The 21,155-nt window shown below is 30.7% G+C and carries 22 protein-coding genes and 1 pseudogene; 14 read left to right on the forward strand and 9 right to left on the reverse strand.

Going from position 1 to position 21,155, the window contains the following annotated elements; genetic code table 11:
* The 12 genes and pseudogenes from BUB80_RS21565 to BUB80_RS21620 all read left to right on the forward strand — a co-directional run.
* Nucleotides 1–1,278, forward strand: a 1,278-nt coding sequence (locus BUB80_RS21565; protein ID WP_228433921.1) for a glycoside hydrolase family 24 protein, incomplete at its 5' end; no start/stop codon positions are given.
* Nucleotides 1,279–1,283: 5 nt separating this feature from the next.
* Nucleotides 1,284–2,222, forward strand: a complete 939-nt coding sequence (locus BUB80_RS21570; protein WP_073297671.1) for an XAC2610-related protein — start codon at nucleotides 1,284–1,286, stop codon at nucleotides 2,220–2,222.
* Between the two features lie 152 nt (nucleotides 2,223–2,374).
* A complete protein-coding gene (locus BUB80_RS21575; RefSeq protein WP_073297672.1) occupies nucleotides 2,375–3,862 on the forward strand; it encodes a M23 family metallopeptidase in 1,488 nt (495 codons plus the stop codon).
* Nucleotides 3,863–3,866: 4 nt separating this feature from the next.
* Nucleotides 3,867–4,358 carry a hypothetical protein gene (locus tag BUB80_RS21580; protein ID WP_139262848.1) on the forward strand — a complete coding sequence of 164 codons (492 nt, stop codon included), beginning with the start codon at nucleotides 3,867–3,869 and terminating at the stop codon, nucleotides 4,356–4,358.
* 15 nt (nucleotides 4,359–4,373) lie between these two features.
* Nucleotides 4,374–5,141 (forward strand): hypothetical protein, encoded by a 768-nt coding sequence (locus BUB80_RS21585; protein ID WP_073297675.1) that lies wholly within the window; start codon nucleotides 4,374–4,376, stop codon nucleotides 5,139–5,141.
* 20 nt (nucleotides 5,142–5,161) lie between these two features.
* Nucleotides 5,162–5,395, forward strand: coding sequence for a hypothetical protein (locus BUB80_RS21590; protein ID WP_073297677.1), 234 nt, complete (start codon nucleotides 5,162–5,164; stop codon nucleotides 5,393–5,395).
* Nucleotides 5,373–5,579, forward strand: a complete 207-nt coding sequence (locus tag BUB80_RS21595; protein WP_073297679.1) for a hypothetical protein — start codon at nucleotides 5,373–5,375, stop codon at nucleotides 5,577–5,579. Before BUB80_RS21590 ends, BUB80_RS21595 begins: the two co-directional genes overlap by 23 nt.
* Before the next feature lie 97 nt (nucleotides 5,580–5,676).
* Nucleotides 5,677–5,805 (forward strand): annotated as a pseudogene (locus BUB80_RS24090) (SH3 domain-containing protein); the annotation flags it as partial.
* Nucleotides 5,806–5,930: 125 nt separating this feature from the next.
* A complete protein-coding gene (locus BUB80_RS21605) occupies nucleotides 5,931–6,956 on the forward strand; it encodes an SH3 domain-containing protein (RefSeq protein WP_228433923.1) in 1,026 nt (341 codons plus the stop codon).
* A 32-nt stretch (nucleotides 6,957–6,988) separates the two neighbouring features.
* Nucleotides 6,989–7,993, forward strand: a complete 1,005-nt coding sequence (locus BUB80_RS21610; protein ID WP_073297683.1) for a hypothetical protein — start codon at nucleotides 6,989–6,991, stop codon at nucleotides 7,991–7,993.
* Nucleotides 7,994–8,007: 14 nt separating this feature from the next.
* Nucleotides 8,008–8,859 (forward strand): hypothetical protein, encoded by an 852-nt coding sequence (locus tag BUB80_RS21615; protein ID WP_139262851.1) that lies wholly within the window; start codon nucleotides 8,008–8,010, stop codon nucleotides 8,857–8,859.
* Nucleotide 8,860: 1 nt separating this feature from the next.
* The gene (locus tag BUB80_RS21620; RefSeq protein ID WP_073297687.1) at nucleotides 8,861–9,817 is read left to right on the forward strand and encodes a hypothetical protein; all 957 of its coding nucleotides are present in this window, start codon (nucleotides 8,861–8,863) and stop codon (nucleotides 9,815–9,817) included.
* A 587-nt stretch (nucleotides 9,818–10,404) separates the two neighbouring features.
* Here the strand turns inward: BUB80_RS21620 and BUB80_RS21625 are convergent.
* Entirely contained in the window at nucleotides 10,405–10,584 is a 180-nt protein-coding gene (locus tag BUB80_RS21625; protein WP_262484451.1) for a transposase, read from the reverse strand.
* A gap of 110 nt (nucleotides 10,585–10,694) precedes the next feature.
* Nucleotides 10,695–11,186, reverse strand: coding sequence for a GNAT family N-acetyltransferase (locus BUB80_RS21630; protein ID WP_073297688.1), 492 nt, complete (start codon nucleotides 11,184–11,186; stop codon nucleotides 10,695–10,697).
* A 541-nt stretch (nucleotides 11,187–11,727) separates the two neighbouring features.
* Here BUB80_RS21630 and BUB80_RS21635 point away from each other — a divergent pair.
* A complete protein-coding gene (locus tag BUB80_RS21635) occupies nucleotides 11,728–12,573 on the forward strand; it encodes a prephenate dehydrogenase (protein ID WP_073297690.1) in 846 nt (281 codons plus the stop codon).
* Nucleotides 12,574–12,669: 96 nt separating this feature from the next.
* On the opposite strand, the gene BUB80_RS21640 is transcribed toward BUB80_RS21635, so the two are convergent.
* From BUB80_RS21640 to BUB80_RS21670, 7 genes are all read right to left on the reverse strand, one after another.
* Nucleotides 12,670–14,091, reverse strand: a complete 1,422-nt coding sequence (locus BUB80_RS21640; protein ID WP_073297692.1) for an L-serine ammonia-lyase — start codon at nucleotides 14,089–14,091, stop codon at nucleotides 12,670–12,672.
* Nucleotides 14,092–14,189: 98 nt separating this feature from the next.
* Entirely contained in the window at nucleotides 14,190–15,536 is a 1,347-nt protein-coding gene (locus BUB80_RS21645) for an ammonium transporter (protein ID WP_073297708.1), read from the reverse strand.
* Nucleotides 15,537–15,650: 114 nt separating this feature from the next.
* Nucleotides 15,651–16,289, reverse strand: a complete 639-nt coding sequence (locus BUB80_RS21650; protein ID WP_073297694.1) for an alpha/beta hydrolase — start codon at nucleotides 16,287–16,289, stop codon at nucleotides 15,651–15,653.
* A 68-nt stretch (nucleotides 16,290–16,357) separates the two neighbouring features.
* Nucleotides 16,358–16,984: a YceI family protein gene (locus BUB80_RS21655; RefSeq protein ID WP_054510170.1), complete on the reverse strand. Its 627-nt coding sequence runs from the start codon at nucleotides 16,982–16,984 to the stop codon at nucleotides 16,358–16,360.
* Nucleotides 16,985–17,062: 78 nt separating this feature from the next.
* Nucleotides 17,063–17,629, reverse strand: coding sequence for a YceI family protein (locus BUB80_RS21660; RefSeq protein ID WP_073297695.1), 567 nt, complete (start codon nucleotides 17,627–17,629; stop codon nucleotides 17,063–17,065).
* A gap of 145 nt (nucleotides 17,630–17,774) precedes the next feature.
* Nucleotides 17,775–18,824, reverse strand: a complete 1,050-nt coding sequence (locus tag BUB80_RS21665; protein ID WP_073297697.1) for a glucokinase — start codon at nucleotides 18,822–18,824, stop codon at nucleotides 17,775–17,777.
* 115 nt (nucleotides 18,825–18,939) lie between these two features.
* Nucleotides 18,940–19,503, reverse strand: a complete 564-nt coding sequence (locus BUB80_RS21670; RefSeq protein ID WP_073297699.1) for a hypothetical protein — start codon at nucleotides 19,501–19,503, stop codon at nucleotides 18,940–18,942.
* A 236-nt stretch (nucleotides 19,504–19,739) separates the two neighbouring features.
* Between BUB80_RS21670 and BUB80_RS21675 the strand changes: the two genes are divergently transcribed.
* Nucleotides 19,740–21,119 (forward strand): DUF1800 domain-containing protein, encoded by a 1,380-nt coding sequence (locus tag BUB80_RS21675; RefSeq protein WP_083547361.1) that lies wholly within the window; start codon nucleotides 19,740–19,742, stop codon nucleotides 21,117–21,119.
* Nucleotides 21,120–21,155: the final 36 nt, after the last annotated feature.

The raw sequence follows: 21,155 nt of genomic DNA on the forward strand, positions 1-21,155 counted from the left end.
CTTTATATCTCTACCAAATCTCCAATTATCAATGTAGATATAGAGGAAAAACCAAAAGTTCTGGATAACGGAAGAAGTCCGTGGAAGATGGAGAAGAGTGAGGTGGGGAAAGAGGAAAAAAATAAAGTTTGTGAATGTGAGGCTAGAGTGAGAGCATACATGCGAATGCTAAGAAAAGGAGAAGGTACAAATACAGATAAAGGATACACAAAGCAATATAGTGGAAAACATTTTTCTGACATGTCAAAACATCCTGAAAATGTTATTACAGCAGGTAAATATTCATCATCAGCTGCTGGAGCTTATCAAATAATGCAATATACATGGTGGTGGCTAAATGGGGAAAAGATAACAGATGATAATAAAAAGACAGGAATTTATGAAAAAGATCATGATTACATAAAAAAATATGGAATAAAAGATTTTTCTGCTGAATCTCAAGATAAATTATGTATCATTATCTTAAAGTACAAAAGAAGTCAAAACTTTCTAAACTTAATAATTGATAATAAAATACAAGAAGCAACTGAAACATATGGGAGCTATGAATGGGCTAGTCTTCCTCCTGGAAGATATGGACAGCCGATTCAAATAATGGATGAAGCTTTAGCTGAATATGAAAAATGCCTAAAGGAAGAATTAAAAGGAACAAGTAATATTATAAAATTAAAGAAAGGTTTTTTAAAAGAATTTGGATATAACTGTTGTGAAGACGCTAAACCAACAAAAGATTCTGTAAAAAATAATTGTGGTAAAACTGATATTGACCTTAGAGGAAAAATAAAATGGCAAACTCAATTTGACGCGAAATGGGGAGATAGGAATAAACAAAATACTGCATGTAAGAAAACTTGTGATGATATTTTAATTAACAGTGGACTTAAGGCAACTTCATTATCAAATTTATTTCAAACTGCTATTGAAAACTCAGATCATACAAAACTTATTATAAATAAAATTGTTTCACAAAAAGCAATAGAATATTTAGATAAAGAACTTGAAAAAGGACACCCAATCCAAGCTGGTGTTGATCATGGCTTAGGTTATAAAATAAATAATAATGTCGACCATTCTACAGATCATTTTGTAGTGATTATTGGGAGAGGTTGTGAAAATAATAAACCATATTATTTATTTTATGATGTAGGAACAGGTTTTAAAGATAAAGGAGCTAATAATATGAACAGATTATATCTAGATGTTTCTGACTATTCGCTTAAAGGTAAAACTATATATAATGGAAATTTTTATACAGTAACCCAAATTAGAAAGAATTAATTAAAATGAGATATAAATTAAAAACAGTAGTGTATTCAATATTATCAATTACTACTATAAATTCTTGTCAATCAAAAGAGAATAATGAAAAGGTAAAGCTTGTAGAAAGCCATGAAACTCCATTTCTGGGTAAATGGCAATCTATTCGTAAGAATGATAAAAAGTATTATCTATGTACGGATGATGATAACTTTTTAACTGTAAATAAGAATAATATTTCTAATCATACTCCAATGGAAGATTCAAAATTCCATATTCATCACACTAAAAAAATAGGAGAAAGAATTTATCTCTATTTTGACAAAGAAGAATCCAATCATTATATTTTCAGTTGGGTTGATAAGGTAAAAGGAATTGCATCTTGGAAATTAAATAATTATGACGCTAATTTATTTATTAATGAAAAACAAATAAAAGCTGTAGAGAATAAGAAGTGCGAAAGTAACGAGATGTCTTGTAAATTGAATGACCTTTCAACAAAATTTAATTTTAAAATAGAGGCATCTGATTATTCGGATGAAAAAAATAAAAAATATCCTATTACAGCTTGGATAATTATTATTAATAAAAATAAAGACTCTAAACCTCAAGAAATACATTTTGAGCCAAATTCTTGGAGTACATATAGTAATTTACCTTGTGATAATTTTATAGTTAAAGATTATAATTTTGACGGACTCGAGGACTTTGCATTTGTATGGGATTCTGGAAGTAGTGCAGGAAAGCTGTATGAATATTATTTTCAAGATAAAAATGAAAAATTCAATCTTGCAGACTCTTTTCCTCTCCAACATGGATTACTAGCAAAGGAATTAAGCATAGAAGAAAAAACTATAAAAATTAGTAATTCCGTTGGATGTTGCAGCTTAAACATTAGCACTTTCAAATTAAAATCTGATGGAATTTGGGAAACGTTTACAGAGCAAAAAAAAATTAATAAATAATTATTATTAAAAGTTCACCCTTGTTGATAAAACCCGAAAACTATTAAAAAACTCTGGGAACACGACAGCTGTGGAGGCGATGATCTTCTCTACAACAATACTCATACTTTTAAGCAGACCGACAGGAAGTCTTCATTCCCCTGACCCATGAAATGCAAACGATAGGAGAAATAGGTATTGATCCCAAAAATCCCAACTATGGCGAATACTGGACCGGAAACTGGCAGGAAATATACGCTGAAGTGACGCTTCTTTATATCTCTACCAAATCTCCAATTATCAATGTAGACATAGAAGAAAAACCTAAAGTTCTGGATAACGGAAGAAGTCCGTGGAAGATGGAGAAAAGTGAGGTGGGGAAAGCTAGTTCTACTTGTATTTGCCAAGAACAGTATAAAGATTTAATTTGGGGCGCAAAAGTAAGTTGTGAGTTTAGGAAGAAAGTCGTGCAAATATGTGCTGAACTTTGGGGAGAAAGTAGAAAAATGGATATGGCGAATGGATTAATGGCAGTGATGAGTGTTGAAACTAACGGTAGCTTTAAAGCTCATCAATTAGAAGGCGTGAATTCATTAAAATCTCCACAAGAAATGACGATAAAAGATTTTTGGAAGAAAGGAAATAGAAAATCATCTAGAGCTGTTGGATTAATACAATTTACACAAGATGCCCTACAAAATAGTCTTAAAGAATATTCTAGTAATGCTAGATTAAGTGTTGAAGAAAAATTTGATGAATTAAATAATCTTAAACTCCAATACGCTCAAATGGGTGAGGTTAATCAATTAGATAAAGTAAAAAAGTATTTTGAACCACAAAAAGAAAAAATAAAATCTCCAGAAGATATTTATTTGGCTGTTTTTGCACCAAAAGGAATTGGTAAAGATGATGAATACTCTTTATATACCAAACATTTAGTACCTAAAACAAAAATGGAAATAGAGGAAAATAAAAATTATGAAGCAAATAAAAGTGTAGACATTGAAAATAGAGGTAAAAAAAATGGAAATGATGGAGTGATACAAAGAGCAGAAATCTTAGGACGTTATAGAATAAAATATACAGAAGGTTTACAAAATAAAGAATCTCATTTTAACTGTGGAAAAATTGAAATATCTAAAAATAAGCCTACTCGACATAATAATAAATGGCGTCATCCATTAGACTTAATGGAATTGAGAGGTTGGTATTCTATATGGGCACCCGAAAGAAGTATATATGGAAAGAATATTGTGGGAAGAACCAAAGGAAAACATGATGGATTAGATTTATATGCACCCGTAGGAACTGCAATCTATGCTTGCGTAGACGGGAAAGTTGCAGATAATTACATATCAGTAAGCTATGGAAACGTTTTAATTTTAAGAGGAAAATATAATGGAAAAACATATTATTTTTTCCATGCACATATGAAAGAAAAAAGTCCATTAGAAAAAGAAGCGGATGTTAGTGCTGGCGATATAATTGGTTATACAGGAAAAACAGGAAATGCTAGCAGTCTTTCATCCAAACAAACACACTTACATTTTGAAGTAAAAACAAAAAATACACATGCAGGAAATACTGTTGATCCATTATCAACAATCTCGGAATTAAAAAGAGATGTTAATAAAAATCCCAATAAAGAAACTCAAAAATAATATTATGGAACTCAAAAAAATCATTTTATTGATAGTCACATTACTAACAACTTTATCTTTTGCACAAAAAATAAAAAGAATAAACAATGGTCAAACAAAAGAATTATTTTCAGGAGGAAGTATTCAAATAAAAGGAATAGACAGTAAAGATATCATGTATGAATATGAATTATTTCGAAGTAAAGAGTATTATTCTATTTATTTTAAAAAGAACATCAACACTAACGGAAAACCAAAATACAAAATGCTTGATAGCATTAAAATATTAAAGAAAAATCTAAAAGCTGATCACTATTTTACTGATACAGGAGAAATTAAAATCGGAAATCTAGTGTATCAAAGTTTACCTGCTATCGTAAAAAATACAAAAAAATATCAAGGAAAAATATATAAAACTATTTACAAGGCTTGGTATTATGATATAGAACACGAAATGATAAAAGAAATCAAATTGCCAAATCAAAAATTAAGAGTTTATGACCAGTCACATGATTAGTTGATACTTTAAAATATGAGAAGAATAATAACAATTATAATTTCTTTCTTTTTATTGTCATGTAATGGACAAAAGAAAGAAGAGAAAATTATTGAAGGAGACAAAAAAAATTCTAATGTACAAAACCAGCAAAAAATAATAGCTGTAGATAATCTGGTTTCATTAACTAAAATTAATTGCCAACAAGAAAATTCAGACCTACCTAATTATTTAATAAACTGTAAAAATTTTAACGTGTCAAATTCTATTATTGAGGCAAGCGACAGAAATAGATATGAACTTATTACTTTTGTTTTTCATGATATTGAAAAAGCTATTATTAGAAAAATAAATAATGAAGATTTAGAGACCTCTCCTCCTATCGTATTTTCGTCTAAGACAGATAAAAATTATATTATTTTCTTCCCCATAAATGGAGATAGTCATTTTGGATGGAAATTATACTTCTATAAAAATAAAGTTTTATATCCTTTAGGTCAAAGAGTAATGTACTGGAAACCAGAACATGAAGAATCTGACCTTAATTATTCAGACATACTAAATATTTATGAAGCAGATAATAATATTATCGTTGAAATACCAATAAAATATGTCATTGAAAATGATAATGATTATAAAAATTATCCCGATTATTTTGATGGAAAACATTATAAAAAAGGAGATAAAGTATACTATGAATTCTCTACATTAAAAATGGAATATTATAAAAAATATAAAAATGGACTTTTTGAAGGAGATTATAATAAAATGATAAACAATAAAATAATTGACTTAATAAAGTAAGAGGATTAAAAATAAAGATTATGAAAAACTTAATTATCCTGTTAGCTTTCCTAAGCTTATTATCGTGTAAAAAAGAAAAAGATAGTATTTCTAATCAAACAATTTTAAAAAATATTAATTTAAATCCAGATTGGAAAGGAATTTATCATTTTGAAGCGACAAATAGAGACAATGCAAAAACAGTTTATGATATAAATATAAATTCTTTAAATGATATTTTAATAAATATAAATGAAGGGGGGTACCAAAAATAAATATTCAAAAGTAAAAGCAGAAGAAGTTAGTGACGAAAAAATTAAAATAAACTTTGACCCTTCTTTAGAAGATATGGGAATAATTTACATAGAGAAATCTGATAGCAAATATTTAATTTCTGGAAACCCTATATATTTTATAAACCCAGGTAGTGATAGTATGCCTTTAAAAAAACTTAAATAATCATAGTTTAAGGTTTCTATTATGAAAAAGAGTAAATCTTTAAAGTCACTTTTCTTTACATCTCCCGCTTGGATATGTTCATAAAAATGCCTCCTCAGAAATCTTACAACAAATAAAATCAGGAGAATCAATTGATGTACTAGAAAATCAAGGAGATTGGTGGTTGGTGAAAACAAAAGAAGGAAAGCAAGGATATGTTCATAAAAGTAGAGTGAAAGCAAATTAGTAGATCTAAAATAACACAAATGAAAATCAACCATGAACCTACAATTATATTTAAAATGGATTTACGTTGTCATTATGATAATTACAACATCTTGTAGTGGACAAAATAATAAAAAGGTAGAGCAAATGGAAGAAACTGAAATATCTATATTAAAAAATGCTCTGGATAATAATCAACATGAATTAAAATCTGATAAAGTTTTTAATAATAAAATTTCTAATTATTTAGGAATTGATACCAACAGCTTATCAAATGAAGGATATGATGAAATATCATTAAATGGGGAAGATATAGATTATCAGGTATCAAAGCAAGGAAGATATATTAAAATTGGACAAGATATATTACCAGATTTAGATTCAGTAAAACAAAAAATAATTATTGATAAAGAAAAAAATCCTTATATCGAAAGTATTACAAATTTAAATAAAATTTTATTTTTGGATGATCCTACATCTATTGCTCTTGTAACCCACCAAGACAAAGATTTAGCTACAGATTTAGTAGTTTTATTTGATTATGAAAAAAATAAATTTCTCATGAATGCAGCATTAAAAAATATTAAGTCTTTGGATGATCAACCTAAATATTTTAATTGGTGTTTGCTTTTTTATAATGATAGAAAAAAAGAAGAAATAATACGAAAAGATTTATTATTAGAATTACAAAAATCAAATTCTGAGTTGATTTCAAACTTAATTACTTTTATTACAAAAAACAAAAGTTCAGTGAATCAAAAAACAATTGATGATTGTTTAGCTTTTTTAATCAATATCAAGCTAAAAGAATCTGAAAAAAATGAAGATTGGAATACTAATGAAGGATTTGGATTGTTATCGTATTGTTACGAAACAGATAATAATCTGCTTAGTAGATTTGAAAAAGCTTCTTTCTTTAACTACTCATTAATTAAAAGTGCAACTGAGGCATATAAAGTTTTTAATCCTAACGGGCAAAAAGATTATAAAATTCAAGATCCAGACGGCTATACCAATCTCAGAAAAGACAAAAACACTTCCTCAGAAATCCTTCAACAAATAAAGTCAGGAGAATCGATTGATGTACTAGAAAATCAAGGAGATTGGTGGTTGGTGAAAACAAATGAAGGAAAGCAAGGATATGTTCATAAAAGCAGAGTGAAAGCAAATTAGTACATCTAAAATAACACAAATGAAAATCAACTATGAACATACAGCTATATTTAAAATGGATTTATATTTTATTATTTCTTTTCATTCTATCTTGTAATGGACAAAATGAAAAGAATAAAAGTAGTTTAAAAACCTTTGATAAAAATCAACGGAGAATTGCAGAGATCAATTTTTTAGATAAAAAATATTTTCATGGATATCAATTAAGTCCTAGCTCAGATTATCCTATTTATAATCATATTGATAATAAATTTGGAGATTTAGTTGTTAATTTTATTGATAAAGATTTTCAAAAACAAAAAGATTGGGAGCAATTTGATTTTAATAACGGACTAGATTCAGGTGATGATCCAGATGAAAGATACTTCAACGCTTTAAATGAAATTATTAAAAATAAATTAGAACCAAATTTAAATAACTATGCAATTATTGCTGAATATATTCCTGCAAAATATTTAGAAAAAAAGACACTCAATTATATTTATCCTTATACAAAGACTTACTATCTATATAACGAAAAGCAAAAAACTTGGAATTTTCTTAAGGAAAAAACTATAAGTGACGGTGCCGATGAAAAAAACATCACCAAATTAACAGAACTAAATGCAATGATAGGTATTAAGGAATCTAATACATCCAACAACACATCTATTCCATTAAATAAACTTGATGGTCTTTGGGCTGATGATTGTAATTCCGATAAAACGATCTCTATTTCATCAACTATAAAGAACGCACAATTTGGCATTCCGAATCGATTTTCAATGAACGCACAACTTAAAAAAATAGATAACAACAAATACGAGCTTTATTTCACAGACTTTCCACCTATTATTCCTCTTCCAGACGAAATGCAAAATTGGGAAAATATGGATAATGAAAAACCTGTTGGGTATTTTGAAATTATTAATGATTCAAAAATAAATTTGACATGGTTTGGATTTTACTACAAAAAGACAAAAAAATATATACAGACTGAAAATCCATTTAATAAAAACAATACTGTAGCAAGTATTATTCGTTGTTCTGATAACTAATAATTTATTGAACAATGAAATATTTACAATTAATTTTAATGCTTTTTATAATTACCTCATGTAAAGGTCAAGATGATAATGTAGACTTGAACACAACATGGTATGAAATTAAAAAGCAAGGGAATAATTACTCAATAGTAGATTGCGGTTATGAAGGTGAATGGTTTAAAATAGTAAATGATTCTATCTATGATCATGGGATAATGGAAGATAGTAAATTTAAAATTGATCGTATTGTAAGAAAAGAAAATTCAGTCTCTCTTTATATTAACAAAAAAGAAGAATATAATATCACTTGGATCGATAGAAAACGTGGAATAATAAAGAAAACAAGCGATTTGGAAGGTAATAATTCTAAATATTATGTCAGAAAATCTAATCTTAATAATATAAAACACGTTAAGGGAACTAATAAGGATTGTATCACCTCAGAAGATTTTAATGAAACCAAAAAAATTAGTACAAATGATAAATTATCATATTCAGCAAATGGAACATGGAAACTAAATTGTGAAGAAGAAGTTGCTAATATAAGCATTAAAGGTAAAAATGCTTTTCTAGTGGTCCTTTTTAATCAGATTTATATTGAAATGGTTGAAACAAAAAGATATGATTTTGAAAAAGGAATTGCATATAAATTAAAAGAAATCCCTGATGATTTGGGAACTTATGGAATTAAACTCGACTGGAAGGAATATGTAAATGATAAACCTATCGCGTACATAAAAATCATTGATGATAATACCATTAATTTTTATTGGTATGGATTCTACAATAAGAAAACTAATAAAAGAGAAATGACTGAATGTCAATTTAATCAAGATAGTAATGAAAAAGATATTGTACTGAAAAAATGTAGCGAATAAAATGGAAATAAGAAATTTCTTTAGCAGTAAATCTATTTTATTATTTATAATATTATCTTTCTATGGTTGCAAAGGGCAAAAAGAGGAAAAAAAGAATAATGCTGTAGAACAGCATACGAATACAGGTAATTCATATTTTCAATTTCAAAAAGTAGAAGAAAAGAAAGATGGGACTACTTTTAAATTTGCAGATCTCAAGCTTGAATTAATACCAAATGAAGGTACTACCAATTTATTAATAAATAATGAGGAATACCTTACAAAGTTAACATTGGATAGTCCTGATATTAATATTTGGTACTACAAATATAATGATGAAAAAGTAATTTTAATAGAAGGAATGGACTATTATAGTTCTGTCTTTTATGCTTATCATTTGTATAATAAACAACTCTTTTATCTTGGTAATTTTACGATTGACCAACCCAATATTGAGAATGAAAAACCTTACAAAAAAGATTTCAAAATTAATATTGAAAAAAATAAATTAATTATCGAAAACTTATTAGATGGTCAGCTTAAAGGTAAAAATATATTTAGTGACAAAACCAATGAAATAAAAAAGAAGCAGGCTACTATAGGTAATTCACCAATAGGCTCATGGTCAACTGATTGTGAGAATGTTCCAAATCTTATTATTCAAGAAAATAAATCTTTTTTTTATGTCGTTTATAACCAACTAACGATAAGTATGATAAAGTTAAAAGAAAGTACTAATTCTGAGTTATTATATAGATTAGATAAAAAACCTGAAGATATGGGAAGTATAGGACTTTCTTTAGATTGGGATAATTATTTAAATAAAAAAGAAATCGCAAAAATAAAAATAATAGATGATAATCATATCGAGTTTTCATGGATAGGGTTCTACAATGACAAAACTAATAAAAGAGACTTTATTGAAAGTGATATTACATCTGATAATAAGCCTGTTATTTTAACGAAATGTAAAGATTAAATAAGATTTTCTTCCAGAAGACCTACATTCGGACAAACCATCAAACTGATTCTAAAATCGGAAATCTAGTTTACCTGCTATCGTAAAAAACACAAAAAAATATCAAGGAAAAATATATAAAACTATTTACAAGGCTTGGTATTATGATATAGAACACGAAATGATAAAAGAAATTAAATTGCCAAATCAAAAATTAAGAGTTTATGACCAGTCACATGATTAGTTTATACTTTAAAATATGAGATGAATAACAATTATAATTTCTTTCCTTTTATTATCATGTAATGGACAAAAAAAAGAAGACAAAAAAAATTCTAATGTACAAAACCAGCAAAAAATAATAGCTGTAGATAATCTGGTTTCATTAACTAAAATTAATTGCCAACAAGAAAATTCGGACCTACCTAATTATTTAATAAACTGTGAAAATTTTAACGTGTCAAATTCTATTATTGAGGCAAGCGACAGAAATAGATATGAACTTATTACTTTTGTTTTTCATGATATTGAAAAAGCTATTATTAGAAAAATAAATAATGAAGATTTAGAGACCTCTCCTCCTATCGTATTTTCGTCTAAGAGCCTGTTTAAATTTTATTGAGTAATAATTTTATAGCAGATAATTTGACCATGTTTTCAGAGGATTCCATTAGAAGTTCATAGTTTCTGCATAATCTTCTGTCGTTATCAAACCAAGAAAAAGTACGCTCTATAATCCATCGTTTATGAATTGGCTCAAAGCCTTTTTCTTTTTTGTCACTCCGCATAACGATTTGAATGATATAATTAAACTTAATTCTTATTTGACACTATCCCATGAAGTGTGTAAGTTAAAAAGTTAGGGCTTGGATTTTATAATCCAGGCTTTTTTTTTAACTTAATTCCTCTTATACTTCATGACTTTATTTCCTCTACTCTTTTCTGAATCAACATTAATTTCTTCAAAGCCTAATTTTTTATATAAATGATAAGCAGAAACATTATTCGCGGTAACCTCTAAAGTGATATCAATATCATTAAATCTATTCTCTGCTTCCTGAATAACAGACTGAATTAATTTGAACCCAATCTTCTTTCCCTGATAGTTTTTCTTAACATACATTTGATAAATGCTGCCTGTTGAGATCCCTTCTTTTACAAAAACACAAATTCCAATTAATTCACTTCTATCAAAGGCTCCAAATATTAATTTTTCCTGCACCGGATTTTCAATAATCTCTTCTAATGTAAATTTTTCAATTTTTAAAGACTCTTCATAATCTGCTCCGAAAGATTCGGGAAATTGTTTCAAACTTTCTAACCTTATCATTCTATAAGCATTGCTTTCATAAGGTAAAAGCTCACGATATTCAATTTTTACAATGCTCATTTTTTCATGTATTTTGTAACGTTCAACAGCATATTTTCAATAATATATTTCTTATTATTTTTTTAAACATGTAAATATATCATATTTTGAAAATAATCTTTGGCACGATTATTTAATATAGACAAATAACTCATGTTTAATTTGAGTTTTCATGGTTATTAGTTTTTATCCCTGGTTAACCCCAGGGATTTTTATTTTAAATATTTTGATGAATTTTCAATAAATAATCAATGATATTTGCTTAATCAATTTATATAATTTGAAAGCAAAATACCAGATACATATCGAATATAATAAGAGCATGAATTATTCAATGATCAAATGGATTTTACCTTTTTAATTGGGATTAAAAAATATTCATTATAAAATTTAAGAATCATATTTACATTGTAAAAAATATTTTATACCTTCGCTTTGTGATAACAAACAACAGAACATATTATTATAGAATTTTAAACTCAAATTTGGGATAGGGATTCTTATAAACATAACATAAACCTCGTCCTTGGACGGGGTTTTTTATTTTAAAAAATTTAACAAGATGAAAATAAGCATCATCGGTGTAGGTCTCATTGGAGGATCTATCGCATTGAAATTAAGACAGAAAGGAATTGCAGATTTTATTTACGGAATAGATAACAGTAACGAACACCTTAACGAAGCATTAGATTTAAAGATCATTGATGCCAAGGTAGATCTTGAATACGGAATAAAAAATTCAGACCTCATTATTATCGCAATTCCTGTAGATGCTGCCAGAAAAATACTACCTAGTGTTTTAGATTTGATCTCTGATAAACAAACTGTAATGGACGCAGGTTCTACTAAAGCCGGTATCGTTTCGTCTGTAAAAGATCATCCGAAGCGTTCAAGATTTGTTGCTTTCCACCCGATGTGGGGTACGGAAAATAGCGGTCCAAAATCAGCTATCTCTGAAAGTTTTTCAGGAAAAGCAGGTGTAATTTGTAATAAAGAAGAATCTGCTGAAGACGCTTTGCACTTAGTGGAAAAAATTGTTAAAAGTCTTGATATGCATTTAATCTATATGGATGCAGAGGCTCATGATGTTCACACGGCTTATATTTCTCATATTTCACATATCACTTCTTATGCATTAGCCAATACTGTTTTGGAAAAGGAACGCGAAGAAGATACTATTTTTCAATTGGCGAGTTCTGGGTTTTCGAGTACCGTTCGTTTAGCGAAATCTCATCCTGAAATGTGGGTTCCGATCTTCAAGCAAAACAAAGAAAATGTGTTGGATGTTTTAAATGAACATATCAGTCAGTTAAGAAAATTCAAATCCGCTTTAGAAAAAGAAAATTATGAATATTTGGGAGAATTGATATCCAATGCTAATAAAATAAGAGGAATACTTGAAAAATAGAGAACTATTTACCAAAATAAATGAAAAAAAAATCCTTAGATCACGCGATCTAAGGATTTTTTCATCTATTACTATATCTGATATTCAAGTTGAAAATTAGCATTCCGGAACGTTCACCGCAATTGCCAATCCACCTTCAGATGTTTCTTTAAACCTGTCGTTCATTGATAAAGCCGTTTCCCACATCGTTTGAATCACCTCATCTAAAGTTACTCTTGCTTTTGCAGGATCACTTTCAAGAGCAATATTTGCTGCTGTGATAGCCTTCATCGCACCCATGGTATTTCTTTCAATACAAGGAATCTGAACCAATCCTTTTATCGGGTCACAGGTTAAGCCAAGATGATGCTCCATCGCAATTTCCGCAGCCATTAAAACCTGCCCAATGCTTCCTCCTAAAATCTCCGTTAATCCCGCCGCAGCCATTGCCGAAGAAACTCCGACCTCAGCCTGGCAACCTCCCATTGCTGCAGAGATTGTTGCATTCTTTTTGAATAACGTTCCTATTTCTCCTGCAACCAGTAAAAATCTTGCGATATCGTCTTCACTTGTGAAAGGCGTAAAAGCCTGAGAATACATTAATACAGCCGGAATTACCCCGCTCGCTCCGTTAGTAGGAGCCGTAATAATTCTACCGAAAGCTGCATTTTCTTCGTTCACAGCCAGTGCAAAACATGCGATCCATTTATTGATATTGGTGAAGTTTTCTTCGGCATCTACTACCATCTGAAACCATTCATCCTTATTTTTATAGATCTTATCTTCTCCTAATAATTTTCTGTTGATTCCGGCAGCTCTTCTGGAAACATTTAATCCTCCAGGAAGAATTCCTTCTTTATTGACGCCTTTATAGATGCATTCTTTAATTTGTTGCCAAATATAGAGAGCTTCGGCTCTTGTTTCCTCTTGTGTTCTCCAGCTTTCTTCATTAATTAAAATTAAATCTGAAACCTTTTTAAACCCTAACTTCTCACAATATTTTACAATATCCTTTCCATGATGACAAGGATATAATGTACGTACACATTGCTTTTCTATTGAATTTTTTTCCTGACTTGCAATAAAACCTCCTCCTACAGAATAAAAATCCTGAACAAGCTCTGTTCCATCCTCAAAAATAGCTTTGAAGATCATTCCGTTGGGGTGAAAATCCAAAGACTCTTTCATATTAAGGACAAGGTGATGTCCGTAGATAAACGGAATTTTCTTTTCACCTCCCAGATTTAGGATTTGCTCTCTTTTTATTGTTTCCACCATCTCATCAATTTTTGATGTATTGATGGTTTTGAAATCTTCACCATTCAAACCAAGCATTCCGGCAATATCAGTACCATGACCAATCCCCGTTTTAGCTAGTGAACCGAAAAATTCCAGAAAAACTTCTTTAACCTCAGCAATTGATCTTTCTCTTTTTATAATTCTGATAAATGCAGAGGCTGCATTCCATGGGCCCATTGTATGCGAACTGGACGGACCTATTCCTACTTTAATAATCTCAAAAACTGATATTGATTCCATAAATAATTCATCATATTACCTCAAAAACAAAGATACATGATAAATCCTTATGAAGCTCGGTCTTCTCTGTGGATTCGTAATTATTTAAAAATTTAAGCTTACCATTTAAGGCTTTCCTCATGCTGAGACAGATCAAGACCCATTTCTTCAGACTCTTCCGAAACCCTGAGGGTAATAATTTTATCGGTGATTTTATATAACAATAGAGATCCAAAAAATGCAAATACAGAAACAAGCGCTAAAGCCATCATATGATGAGTAAACACACCAATTCCACCATGCAGAAGACTTGCATTTTCACCATGGGCAAAGATGGCAGTAAGAATCATTCCCATAATCCCACCTACTCCATGGCAGGCGAAAACATCTAAGGTATCATCAATCTTTTTCAATGCTTTCCAATTCAGCATCATATTAGAAACAATGGCTGAAATAAAACCTATGAAAAGACTTTCAGAGATTGAAACGAATCCACACCCCGGAGTAATAGCTACAAGCCCTACAACGGCACCAATACAAGCTCCCAAAGCAGAAACACTTCGTCCGTTAATTCTATCGAAAAAAATCCAAGTCATCATAGCAGATGCTGAAGCAATTGTTGTAGTTCCAAAAGCGGTAGCTGCTGTAGCATTGGCACTCAAAGCAGAACCCGCATTAAATCCAAACCATCCAAACCAAAGCATTCCGGTTCCTAAAAGAACAAAAGGAATATTGGAAGGCTCATGATGTGGCTTTTTTCTATTTCCTAACACTAATGCTCCGGCCAATGCTGCAAATCCTGCGCTCATGTGAACAACAGTTCCACCAGCGAAATCTTTAACTCCAAAATATTTATTTAAAAGCCCTTCCGGATGCCACACCATATGACAAAGTGGTGCGTAAATGCAAATACTGAAAAGCACCATGAATAGTAAATAGGAAATAAACCGTACTCTTTCGGCAAAAGATCCTGTGATTAAAGCGGGAGTAATCACCGCAAATTTCATTTGAAACAAAGCGAAGAGTATAAAAGGGATGGTAGAAGCCATCATTTTATGAGGCAGAACACCTACACGGGTAAAAAAGGGATAGCTTAACGGATTTCCGATGATGCCATAATGAACCCCATTAATTTCAAAACCTAAAGAATCTCCAAACGACAAAGAAAAACCAACCACCACCCAAAGAATAGATATCACACCAAGTGCAATAAAACTTTGTAGCATGGTGGAAATAACATTTTTCTTACCGACCATTCCACCGTAGAAAAAAGACAACCCGGGCGTCATTAACAACACCAGACCTGCCGCAGATAATACCCAGGCAACATCTGCTCCAACGATTTTATCTTCACTTAAAAACTCTCCATTATTTGGAAAATCAACGATCGGACTCCAAAATAATCCGCCTATTGCAACAAGAGCAATCAGAGCAAATGAAACAATCCATTTTAATCCTATTTTCATGAAATTCAAATTTAACCCCATCAAAAATAAGAATAAATTTCATGAAAATATACTTTAAAACAATTAACCCCTGAAAAAAAACACAACAAAATATAATTAAACTGTTTTTTCAATTTAAAAGATTTCATTTAGCACCTTAGAAACTTCTTTATATTTTGTAGCGGGAAATAAATGAGTTCCTCCTTTAATAATATAATTAGGTTTTGAATTTTTAATTGGGAAGACAAGATCCCGATCTCCCAAAATCTGAATAACGTTTGGGTTTTCTTCAAATTTCCATTCGGCTACTTTTTCTACAGACCATTTTAAATAATAAGGATCTCTCACTTTAAAATATTGCAGGATTTTAGGATTTTTAGGATCAAATAACTTTCTAACTACAGAATATACATTGGCAGCTCTATTATTAAAAAGCCCTAAAGGAAGTACCCTTGGAATTTTTGTCACCTCTCCTGTCTTTATAAATTTAGACTTTTCTTTGTCGGATTTTATACTGCCCAGAATTACTACTTTTTCAGCCGGTTTTATTTTATTGATTTCCTGAACGATGATTCCTCCAAATGAGTATCCCAAAAGGCAAAAAGGCTCTGAAGTATCTATTTTCTCAGCCATACGTTCTACATAAGCAGAAAGAGGTTCGTTTTTCTCCGGAATCAACCAGTCGATAAAAACAATCTCACAATGCTCCGGAAACTGAAGCCTTTCCAGTACTTTAAAATCTGCACCAAGACCACTTACAACATAAACTTTCATGATGCTAAAATAAAAAAAATGAGTGATTAAAAAATCACTCATTCGTTTATTTATAAAAGTAGAATATCCTACTTCTTTTTTACAGGAACTCTGTTGTCATTATCCAATTTCTCTGTAGAAACTTTGAACTGGATATCCATTTCGTCTTTAATGAAATAATCTTTCAATGAAGACTGGTAGAATACTTTGAAATCTTTTCTGTTCAATGAGAACTTAGCAGACTCTACTACTACGGTGAACTGAGTAACATAAACGTTCGCAGGGAAAGTAATGGTCTTTCTAACCCCCTTTATCGTTACATCACCATACACTGTTGAATTGTACTGACTGTTTGCTAAAGGAATAATTTTAGTTAAATGAAATATTGCGATCGGGAATTTTTTAACTTCGAAAAAATTCGTGCTTTTAAGGTCGTTCGTAAGCTTGATCATATCCTCATCAGAAACATCACCCGCCATTAAACTTTTCATATCTATCACAAACTCTCCGTCTACCAAGACCGTTTTATCAAAGTTGAATTTTCCACTTTTTAGTTTTACCGTTCCGGAATGTGATGAAGCTTCAGTCTTTACAACTTTATATCCCCACCATCTGATCTCAGATGAAGTGACTTTTGAAACTTTATCAAACTTCCTTTGAGCAAAAACAAATGATATGCTCGCACACATCATCGCAAACAATAGTAATCTTTTCATTCTTTTTTATTTACAATTCAACAAAAATAAAAAAAAGTGTAGAACTTCTACACTTTTAACAATCTTTTTTTGATTAAATTATTTAGCAGTCACTTTTACAAGCATATCGATATCATCTTTCACAAAAACATCTTGCATTGTAGACTTGTAAGCAACGTCAAATTTCTGTCTGTCGAAAGAAAATTTATTAGATACTAAACTTACCACTCCTTTGCTGTAAGAAATTTTTGCAGGGAAAGAAACTGGGTTCGTTTTTCCTTTAACAGTAAGATCTCCTGTAACTAAAGAGCTATAAACTTTATCATTGTTTTTCTTTACAGAAGTAATTTTGAAAGTAGCTGTAGGGAATTTCTCAACTTCAAAGAAATCTCCGTTTTTAAGGTGTCCGTTTAATTTACCTTGGTATTCCCCAGAAAGATCAGTAGAGTTGATAGAAGTCATATCTAAAGTGAAAGAACCACCTACTAATTGATTTCCTTTCATGATCATATCTCCAGATTTCACTTTTACAGTACCATCGTGAGAGCTTGCCTCAGATTTAGCAACTTTATATCCCCACCAGTGAACATCAGATGCTACTACTTTTTTAGACTGCCCGAAAGCTAAACCACCAGCTAAAACTGCTAATAAAAATATTTTTTTCATTTTGAAATAAGTTATTTACTTTATTTAATGATGCAAATGTAGCCAACTTATCCAATAGATTTCATTGATCTATATCAATAAAAATAATAAATTTCATGAATAATATCACATAATAAAAAACTCCGAATTTCTTCGGAGTTGATGTTTATTCTTGGTAATAAGCAGTATAGAGAGCTGCGCCGTTTAATCCCGTCTGATTTTGTTTAATCAGGTAAATCGGAATATTTTTGAGCATGTCTTCCATTTTATCGCTTATTCTAAATTTTTCATAGAACTTGTCTTTATCCATATAATTACTGATCATCTGCGGAATATCTCCTGAGATCAATAATCCTCCTGTTGCTTTCAGTTTTAAAGTTAAGTTATTGGCTTCTCTTGCTAAAAACTCAAGGAAAGTATCTAAAGCTATTTTACAGATTAGTACATCATCTTCAACGGCTGCCTTATAAATCTCTTCAACAAATTTACCTTTAGCAAGACGTTCTGATAACCATTCTGGTTCAGGGTGTCTTTTTACATCTCTTAAGAATCTATAGATATTAAACAATCCTGTTTTAGAAAGTACGTTTTCCCAACTTACAATTCCGTAGATATTATTTAAGAATTGATAGAATTCAACTTCAACGTTTGTTCTTGGAGAAAATTCTGAGTGACCTCCTTCTGTTGCAAATGGTCTTAAATATTTCCCGTCAAAGAAATATCCAGCTTCTCCTAATCCATTTCCTGGTGCAAGGATCGCTACGTTACCATTCTCAAGATGACCGCTGGTATAGATATCATCCATATCAGAATCTTCAAGAAGCCCCATTCCGTAAGCAGAAGCCTCAAGATCATTAAGCATATCTACTCTTTCAAATGAGAAATCTCTTGTGATCTCTTCCTGATCTAAGTTCCAGCCTAATCTTGCAGGACTACTCTTTCCATAAAGAACCGGCCCCGGAATTGCCATTCCCAAACGTTTTGCATTTTCTAACCCGTTATCATGAATAAATATTTTCAAGATATCCGAAAAAGAAGCATACTCTTTCGTTGGGTAATCTTTTTGGATTTTCATCTCAAGACCTCCGTTACCGGAAACAAAATAGCCCAAGGTTGTAGTATCTTCACGAAGGTTTGCCCCAATGATAGAAACGTTATCATTATTACTGTTTTTTACTCCTGGTAAATAAAGCGGAAATTTTGGATTCAAAATCATAATCACAAATTTTATCAAATATAATAATTGTTTTGGTAAATACTACAGGGAAAGAAAAAACCTTTTCAAAAAAGCGAAAAGGTTTTGGTTAATAATTGTTTATATATAAATCTAACTACTTTCCTAGTGCAATATTGTATGAGAAGCCTACTCCAATGTTCCCCACATTGTAGTCTCTATCTCCTATTTGGCCTTTATCTCCAGTAAATACTTTTTGATATTGTACGAAGAAATTCCAATCTTTATTATGGTAACCAATCTCTGGTTTGATGTAGAAACCTCCATCTGGCCTGTCAACCGTACTGTTAGAAGCTACCTTATTATCTCCTACCAAGAAGCCATATCCTAGGTCTGTTCCGAAATAAAATCCTGTTTGTTTAGGATAAATTCTAATCAACGCTCCTACAGGAATTACCCCTACATCATTATTATTAATCCCATTGTTATCTTTCCCGAAATAATGGGTATATCCTGTTGCGATACCTAGCCCAAATCCAGGAGTGATTAAGTTCTGATAGGCTACATCTACTCCCACAGAAGCAGAGAAGTTATCCGAAGGAACTGCTAAACCAACATTACCTCCCACCTTAATCATATTATTCATTTTTGAGCTTTGAGCACTTACTACACCAACCGTTAAAACTCCAGCTAGCAAGATAGCTTGTTTAAACATTTTCATAACTCTATTTTTTTAAATTTTACTAATCAGTTTAGATGTAAAAATCGTGCCAAGGAGCCCTTAATTCTTTACTTTAACATTTATAAAAATCACAAAATAATGAATATCAATTAATTAAATTAACCAAAAATTAAATAAGTGTTTAACTTGAAATCCAGAAAAGTAATATTACGAATTCTTAACCGTTATCATTTTAACCTTTCATCTTTAGAAGCATCAAAAAAATAAATTGTCTTATGATTGACACTTCACTTTTAAATAACAAACACCTTCTTTGGCGCGCCGGTTTCGGAGCAGGAATCAATCAGTTTGAAGATTTGAAAAACAAAGACAGTAAAACTTTAATCAAAGAACTGTTTAAAGAAGAAAACTTTTCGGAAGTTAATTATAACACTCCTGATGTAGAAACTATTGACTATATGAGTGATAAATCTCCTGCCGAAAAGAAAAAGGAAATCCAGAGAATTAATCGGGATCAAAACAATGAACTGAATCTGAATTTCCTCAATAAAATGATCAACAGCAATGAACAGATGAGAGAAAAAATGGCTTTTTTCTGGCACGGACATTTTGCTTCGAGAGTTCAAAACCCAAAATTCAACAGACAATTATTAAATATCATCAGAAAAAATTCTGTAGGAAATTTCAAAGATCTTTTGTTTGAAGTAAGTCAAGCACCGGCTATGCTTAATTTTCTTAATAATCAACAAAACAAAAAAGATCATCCCAATGAAAACTTTGCCAGAGAGGTGATGGAATTATTTACCATGGGAAGAGGAAATTACACCGAAAAAGACATCCGCGAAGGAGCAAGAGCTTTTACTGGCTGGGGATATGATAAAGAGGGCGTTTTTGCAGAAAGAAAAAAACTCCATGACGAAGGCATAAAGACCTTCTTAGGAAAAGCAGGCAATTTTACGGGAACCGATGCCTTAAATATCATTCTTGAACAGAAAGCAACGGCTAAGTTTATTACTGCTAAAATTTACAAATTCTTTGTCAATGAAAATATTGATGAAAATATTGTGAATAAGCTAAGTGATAGTTTTTACACCTCCAATTACGACATCAAAAAACTAATGATTGATATATTTTCAAGCGCATGGTTTTATGACAAAAAAAATATTGGAAACAGAATAAAATCTCCGATAGAATTAATGGTAGGAATGATGAGGACGCTGCCGATGAATATTCAAAATCCTGAAAACCTCATCGTGTATCAAAAATTATTAGGCCAAATGCTACTTTATCCGCCTAATGTTTCGGGATGGCCTAACGGAAAATCCTGGATCGACAGTTCAACATTAATGCTCAGGCTTCAGATTCCTCAAATTTGGTCGGGTTTACGACCTTTAGAATATTCTCCGAGGGAAGATGATGATATTGATATGGGAATGAAATCCCGAGAAAACGCCTTAAACAAAAGTTTTAAAAACCCAAATATTACCATTGACTGGGCTCGTGTTGAAAAAGCTTTTAATAAAAAGAACTGTGAAGATTATTTGATTCAAAATCAAAAGAGTCTGGATATGGATACTGTGAAAAACTTCTCAGACAACAGCGTGAAAATGGATGTGATCAATTTAATGTCAACCCCAGAATTTCAATTAATGTAGTTTCGAGTTAGCAAGTTGCAGATTTTAGTTAAAAAT

Origin of the sequence: Chryseobacterium polytrichastri, assembly GCF_900142445.1 — a bacterium.
Taxonomy (GTDB): Bacteria; Bacteroidota; Bacteroidia; order Flavobacteriales; family Weeksellaceae; genus Chryseobacterium; species Chryseobacterium polytrichastri.

What these genes read in the sequence shown, in the direction of transcription:
- BUB80_RS21585 (WP_073297675.1), top strand. Translation starts at nt 4,374, where the DNA reads ATGAGAAGAATAATAACAATTATAATTTCTTTCTTTTTATTGTCATGT.
- BUB80_RS21575 (WP_073297672.1), top strand. Translation starts at nt 2,375, where the DNA reads ATGCAAACGATAGGAGAAATAGGTATTGATCCCAAAAATCCCAACTAT.
- BUB80_RS21595 (WP_073297679.1), top strand. Translation starts at nt 5,373, where the DNA reads ATGAAGGGGGGTACCAAAAATAAATATTCAAAAGTAAAAGCAGAAGAA.
- BUB80_RS21650 (WP_073297694.1), bottom strand. Translation starts at nt 16,289, where the DNA reads ATGAAAGTTTATGTTGTAAGTGGTCTTGGTGCAGATTTTAAAGTACTG.
- BUB80_RS21615 (WP_139262851.1), top strand. Translation starts at nt 8,008, where the DNA reads ATGAAATATTTACAATTAATTTTAATGCTTTTTATAATTACCTCATGT.
- BUB80_RS21640 (WP_073297692.1), bottom strand. Translation starts at nt 14,091, where the DNA reads ATGGAATCAATATCAGTTTTTGAGATTATTAAAGTAGGAATAGGTCCG.
- BUB80_RS21630 (WP_073297688.1), bottom strand. Translation starts at nt 11,186, where the DNA reads ATGAGCATTGTAAAAATTGAATATCGTGAGCTTTTACCTTATGAAAGC.
- BUB80_RS21675 (WP_083547361.1), top strand. Translation starts at nt 19,740, where the DNA reads ATGATTGACACTTCACTTTTAAATAACAAACACCTTCTTTGGCGCGCC.
- BUB80_RS21670 (WP_073297699.1), bottom strand. Translation starts at nt 19,503, where the DNA reads ATGAAAATGTTTAAACAAGCTATCTTGCTAGCTGGAGTTTTAACGGTT.
- BUB80_RS21620 (WP_073297687.1), top strand. Translation starts at nt 8,861, where the DNA reads ATGGAAATAAGAAATTTCTTTAGCAGTAAATCTATTTTATTATTTATA.
- BUB80_RS21605 (WP_228433923.1), top strand. Translation starts at nt 5,931, where the DNA reads ATGGAAGAAACTGAAATATCTATATTAAAAAATGCTCTGGATAATAAT.
- BUB80_RS21625 (WP_262484451.1), bottom strand. Translation starts at nt 10,584, where the DNA reads ATGCGGAGTGACAAAAAAGAAAAAGGCTTTGAGCCAATTCATAAACGA.
- BUB80_RS21590 (WP_073297677.1), top strand. Translation starts at nt 5,162, where the DNA reads ATGAAAAACTTAATTATCCTGTTAGCTTTCCTAAGCTTATTATCGTGT.
- BUB80_RS21610 (WP_073297683.1), top strand. Translation starts at nt 6,989, where the DNA reads ATGAACATACAGCTATATTTAAAATGGATTTATATTTTATTATTTCTT.
- BUB80_RS21645 (WP_073297708.1), bottom strand. Translation starts at nt 15,536, where the DNA reads ATGAAAATAGGATTAAAATGGATTGTTTCATTTGCTCTGATTGCTCTT.
- BUB80_RS21635 (WP_073297690.1), top strand. Translation starts at nt 11,728, where the DNA reads ATGAAAATAAGCATCATCGGTGTAGGTCTCATTGGAGGATCTATCGCA.
- BUB80_RS21655 (WP_054510170.1), bottom strand. Translation starts at nt 16,984, where the DNA reads ATGAAAAGATTACTATTGTTTGCGATGATGTGTGCGAGCATATCATTT.
- BUB80_RS21660 (WP_073297695.1), bottom strand. Translation starts at nt 17,629, where the DNA reads ATGAAAAAAATATTTTTATTAGCAGTTTTAGCTGGTGGTTTAGCTTTC.
- BUB80_RS21665 (WP_073297697.1), bottom strand. Translation starts at nt 18,824, where the DNA reads ATGATTTTGAATCCAAAATTTCCGCTTTATTTACCAGGAGTAAAAAAC.
- BUB80_RS21570 (WP_073297671.1), top strand. Translation starts at nt 1,284, where the DNA reads ATGAGATATAAATTAAAAACAGTAGTGTATTCAATATTATCAATTACT.
- BUB80_RS21580 (WP_139262848.1), top strand. Translation starts at nt 3,867, where the DNA reads ATGGAACTCAAAAAAATCATTTTATTGATAGTCACATTACTAACAACT.